We start from the raw sequence: 4,821 nt of genomic DNA on the forward strand, positions 1-4,821 counted from the left end.
TCATTTATTAGATGGGAGATTTGAGACGAGAGAAATTCTTAATTCATAATTCTGAATTGAGAATGCCGGATTCGAGAACTTGATAACCCGAGAACCTGACAACGCGAAGCAGACAACAATTACAACAACTACAACCATTACAACAACTACAACTACTAACTCCTAAACCTAAAGAAAATCCCCAGCGGCAAGTTCTTTTTATAGCGATCTACTAGGTATAACTCGCCATGTTCGGCATTGTTGACTTCTTTGAAGTTGGATTTGACAAGGTTGGCAGCGATCATCGAGCTGAAGCTGAGAGAATACATATTGAGAATCAGGAAGTGGTGATCAGGCTCAAGAAGTTCGGCGCAAAGTTTGAGCATTTCATTGATCTGTTCTTCCAAAATCCATTTTTCGCCATCAGGACCACGTCCATAGGCAGGAGGATCAAGGATGATACCATGATATTTATTTCCTCGACGGACTTCCCTCCTTATAAACTTCATGGCGTCGTCCACAATCCAACGGATTCCATCCTGCCCAGAAGATTCCATATTGTGTTTGGACCAAGTGACTACTTGCTTGACAGAATCCAGATGAGTGACATCTGCGCCGCAGGCTTTTGCCGCTACTGAAGCGGCACCGGTGTAAGCGAATAAGTTTAGAACTTTAGGGTTTTTAACCGGAAAGCTCTTCAGCGTATCAGAAATGTAATCCCAATTTACTGCCTGCTCAGGAAAAAGTCCGATATGTTTGAAAGAAGTCATCGCCAGGTTGAGCTTCATTTTCAACCCATCCGGATTTTGATATTTGACTTGCCAATTGTGGGGAATCTTCTTCAGTTCATTCCATTGGCCCTTTTCGGGATTGTTCTTTTCCTTAGCAAAATGCGCATCTGCCATTTCCCTCCATTCATGTTCATTCATGCTTTTGTCCCAAATCGCCTGGGGCTCCGGACGGCTGAGGATATAATTCCCAAACCTTTCCAGTTTTTCAAATCCACCGGTATCAATCAGTTCATAATCTTCCCAATGCTGTGGGGAGAGTGAGAGGATGGTTTCTTTCATGCTGCAAAAGTAATTATATAATCGGAGAGCAGAAGGATTTTATAATTGGGAATTGTTTAGGTAATTTGGGTTATATTCCATTCAAAAAGTGAATAATGAAAAGTTTGTCCCTCATCTTGATAGTTTTTGGTTTTGGAATGGGTATTTCCAATTCTGTCCAAAGTCAGACTGTACAGTCTTTGAAAGGCCCTGAACCCAAATACCTCGGTACTTTTAGGATCAATCCCAAAAGTGATGGATTGGTTGGTACTCCCTTTTTGTTTGACATTCCTCCTCTGGGGAAAATTGGTCTGAAAGACGGGAAGGATTACAATGAGATACCATTTAATATTTTATTGGAAAAGAATGAAGTTTATATACAGACCGGAGGGGAAGATTCCGAGCCACTTTTGCTTAGAAATTGGGAATGGATAGAAGTTTCAGGAGAGGAAAAAAGGATTTTCAAATTAGAATACTTACAAGGAAAGCCTCAGGTAGTAGAGATCCTTTATGAAAAGGAAGGTGAAAAATACATTGCCTCCCATAAGAAGACTTTGATCAGGCCTAGCGGGCAGCGGGATGGCTATTCCGGACCACAATATGATACTTTTCGACACGATATTAAGTACTACAAATTGAAGGGAATGCAGAGCGTTGAAATCAAAACCAACAGCACCGGACTGAAGGAATGGGCAGGAAATAGAAGTGATGGATTGAAAGAATTTATAAAAGAAAATAAACTTGATCCAAACGATCCAATTGATATGAAAAAAATGATTACATTTTTGGAAAATTAACATTAATTCCAAGCCCAAGTCAGTTATATGAGGTCTATTCAGGCTTTCCCGCTCATTATAATTTTTGCTTCTACCATCCTTTTTTCTTGTTCACAGGAAGAAACAGCGGATACAGAACCCATCCAAAAATTAGATTTTTCTTCCTTTGCAAATACTGTTCCTATTGAGGATCAGTACATTGTTGTTTTTCATGAAGAAAAGATTTCCGGTAGGTTAATCCATACCGATGTAGCGTCAATGGAGGTTTCGATGAGGAGAGAAGCAATCAATTTATTGGCTAAATACAGGATAGCTGAGGATAGCATACAGCGGGTTTATTCCTCAGTCTTAAATGGGTTTTGTGCCAAATTTGACAAAGCCAAGTTGGAGCAAATAAAAAATGATCCTTTGGTAAAATATGTAGAACAGGATAGGGGCGGGATGTTAGGCGAGTTTCCTGTAAAACCATTGGCCAACGGTGACTCTGATCCTATCAATACCCAAATCATTCCTTGGGGAATCAAAAGGGTGGGAGGTCCTTTTGCATATTCCGGTAAAAATTCTGTTTATGTAGTAGATACGGGAATCCAACTTGACCATCCTGATCTTAATGTATGTATTGAAAAAGCCTTTGATGCCTATCATCCCGTTGACAAAAAGTTTTGCTTTATAGATGAACATGGTCATGGTACGCATGTAGCAGGGACAATAGGAGCTTTGGATAATTTCTTCGGAGTAGTGGGTGTTGCCGCTGGGGTCCCCTTAGTTCCTGTGAAAATATTTTTTGGTCCTTTTGCCCAATATTCCTATTCAGGTATGATAGCCGGAATAGACCACGTTGGTAAAAAAGGGATTCCGGGTGATGTTGCCAATTTGAGTTTTGGAGGATTTGATAGGAGCAGGGCTTTGGACGATGCCGTGCTCAATGCATCTGAAGAAAAAAAGATATGGATGGTGATAGCTTCAGGAAACTCTAGGCTTCCAGCCAATTCTTTCAGTCCTGCCAGAGTTGCAGGAACCTATACGATTACGGTTTCGGCAATTGATGCTTTGGACAAGTTTGCCTGGTTTTCTCATTATGGATTCCCGATTAAATTTGCAGCACCAGGAGTAAATGTATATTCAACCGCTTTGGGTGGCAAATATAGGTATGAAACCGGCACCTCTATGGCCGCACCTCATGTGTCAGGACTCAGGGTATTGGGTGAAATCGGAATTGATGGCTATGCACTTAATTATCCAATTTCACCTGCTGATCCAATTGCATTCAGAAGCTCCGGAAAATGAAAACTTCAAGGGTTGGGTAGTCCATATTTTTTTACTAATATTAAGGCTGTTTAGATCATCGAAAACAATTTTTCTTAATGAATAAATCAATTGTGTTTATTTTCCTGCTATCCGGTTTGTTTTGGGACCTTTTTGCTCAGAGTAATGAGATAGATAGCTTGAACAGCCTCCTTTCACACCAAGTATCCCGAGAAGACAGATTGAGTGCTTTGAATCGTTTGACATTTTTGACAAGAGAAAAAGATTTGCAGCAGGCCTTGATTTGGGGACAAAGAGCCGAAGAACTGGCCTCTGAGCTCAATGATACCCTTCAAATCAGTCGGGCAAAAGGGAATCTTGGTTGGATATATTACAGATTGGGCGTTTGGGATAAAGCATTCCGGTATTCTAAGGACAGCTATTTGATTGCCATGTCTAAGGATTACAAAACTGAACTTGGAATGGCTTTGAATAATCTCGGTTCTTTATTTTACCGGCAAGAATTATATGATGAGGCCATCAAGAATTTTAGAGAGGCTTATGGATATGGCAAAGCAAAAAATGATCCTTATCTGATTATTAGAAGCCTTAACAACCTGGCCCTTAATTATTCCATTAAAGGCGAATTGGATTCTGCCTATTTGTTTGCGAATGAAGCGATCGATTACAATGAAAAATTTGGAGAAAAGTATAACATAACTTTTACTTATCGGGTGATGGGTGATATCCTACTCTCAAAGGGAGAGGTGGATAAAGCCATTGAGAGTTATGAACATTCTCTGGAAATTTCAACTCCTGAGCAAATCAAAACATCGGAAGCAACTGTATTGCACAGATTGGGAAATGCTTATTTTATCAAGGGAAACACTTCCAAAGCAATAGAATATTTGAAAAGGGGACTCATAATTTCAGAAGAAAATGGATTTTTGGATGATTTGATAGAAACTTACAAAACCCTCATTCAGATTTATGACAAAAAAGGAAACATTCCAATAGCATTCGAATACCAAAAGGCATATACTGAACTCAATTCCAAGAGAGAAGCTGCATTGGATAAAGAAAGAATGGAATTGTTGCAGGCAAAATTTGAGGTTGAAAAATCGGATGCAGAAATCAATTACCTCAAGGTTCAGAATTCCTTAAATGAGCTTGAAATAAAAAGTTTCAACAAAATTTTACTCCTTTTTTTGTTTTTTTCTGCAGTATCAATCTCCCTTTTAGTTTGGTTGGGTATTTTGCTTAAAAGAATGAAGAATGCCAATAGTCGGCTTCATATTAAGCGCTCTCTTCTAGAAGAACAAAAAGTGGAATTGCAGAAGAAATCCGTTGAACTGACAGAATCAAATAGGAGTAAAAACAGAATTCTTTCGATTCTTGGACATGACCTGAAAAGTCCTGTTTCCCAATTGAAAGGCGTATTGGACCTAATGCATTCTCAGGAACTCAGCAGGGAAGAGTTTGACGGGATTTCTCATATTCTCAAGAGAAATGTAGATGGCTTGTATGAAAATATTGACAATATTCTAAGCTGGTCAAAATCTCAAATGGAAGGTTTTAAAGTGCAATTGCTTCCTACCAATATCAAAAAAATAATCAGACCTTGTTTAGAACTCTTGCAATATCAGGCCAACTCCAAAGAAATAACGATAACAATCAATATCATTGAGGAAATTGCGCTTGTGGACCAAGACTTACTCCAGCTGATCATCCGAAACCTTCTAAGCAATGCAATAAAGTTCTCTAACAAAGGA

Annotated in this window: 4 protein-coding genes; 3 read left to right on the forward strand and 1 reads right to left on the reverse strand. The window is 39.2% G+C overall.

Annotated elements, in window-relative coordinates; all coding sequences use genetic code 11:
• Positions 1 to 155: 155 nt before the first annotated feature.
• Positions 156 to 1,049: a class I SAM-dependent methyltransferase gene (locus ACZFYI_RS15840; protein ID WP_462525103.1), complete on the reverse strand. Its 894-nt coding sequence runs from the start codon at positions 1,047 to 1,049 to the stop codon at positions 156 to 158.
• A gap of 95 nt (positions 1,050 to 1,144) precedes the next feature.
• On the opposite strand from ACZFYI_RS15840, the gene ACZFYI_RS15845 reads away from it, so the two are divergent.
• The 3 genes from ACZFYI_RS15845 to ACZFYI_RS15855 form a co-directional block, all read left to right on the forward strand.
• On the forward strand, positions 1,145 to 1,825 hold the full coding sequence (locus ACZFYI_RS15845; protein WP_462525104.1) for a hypothetical protein: 681 nt from the start codon (positions 1,145 to 1,147) through the stop codon (positions 1,823 to 1,825).
• 27 nt (positions 1,826 to 1,852) lie between these two features.
• Positions 1,853 to 3,091, forward strand: a complete 1,239-nt coding sequence (locus tag ACZFYI_RS15850) for a S8 family peptidase (RefSeq protein ID WP_462525105.1) — start codon at positions 1,853 to 1,855, stop codon at positions 3,089 to 3,091.
• Positions 3,092 to 3,168: 77 nt separating this feature from the next.
• Positions 3,169 to 4,821 (forward strand): tetratricopeptide repeat-containing sensor histidine kinase (locus ACZFYI_RS15855; RefSeq protein WP_462525106.1); only part of this gene is annotated, 1,653 nt, incomplete at its 3' end.

This window comes from Aquiflexum sp. (assembly GCF_977115555.1).